We start from the raw sequence: 473 nt of genomic DNA on the forward strand, positions 1-473 counted from the left end.
GGGCAGCAGGCTATGGTTATTGATGCCATTCAGGCCGGTGCAAAAGATTTCATTGTGAAACCATTTCAGGCGGATCGCGTAATAGAAGCCATTAAAAAGACGCTTGGATAAGAGGGCGGTCTAATAGAGAAAGGATATTTTGCAATGAAAAAAAACAGCATCCAGATCATTGGTGCTATAGCCTTGTTACCTTTGTTCTGTTGGCATGCAAATGTGAGCGCAAGCACTTCTCTTCCCACAAAGACTCCTCTAGATGAGGTTGAAACAGTAACACAGGAGACAACTTCAATGCCAATGCTGCTTTTACAGACAGTGTTTATCCTGGCTGTTGTCGTTGCCGTTATTTACTTCTTGCTTCGTTTTGTGGGAAGGCGTTCGCAGTCCTTTTTCGGAAGAGCAGGCATTCGGACGCTCGGTGGTTGTTCGTTAGGTCCGCAGAAGTCGCTGCAGATTGTGCAAATCGGTTCAGCATT

The 473-nt window shown here is 45.7% G+C and carries 1 protein-coding gene and 1 pseudogene; both read left to right on the top strand.

Annotated elements, in window-relative coordinates:
- Positions 1-111: pseudogene (locus B2899_RS02120) on the top strand (two-component system response regulator); the annotation flags it as partial.
- Between the two features lie 177 nt (positions 112-288).
- The coding region (locus tag B2899_RS02125; RefSeq protein WP_286883688.1) for a flagellar biosynthetic protein FliO at positions 289-473 on the top strand (185 nt) is incomplete at its 3' end.

Source organism: Aneurinibacillus sp. UBA3580 (genome assembly GCF_002375825.1).
GTDB classification, from domain to species: Bacteria; Bacillota; Bacilli; order Aneurinibacillales; family Aneurinibacillaceae; genus Aneurinibacillus; species Aneurinibacillus danicus.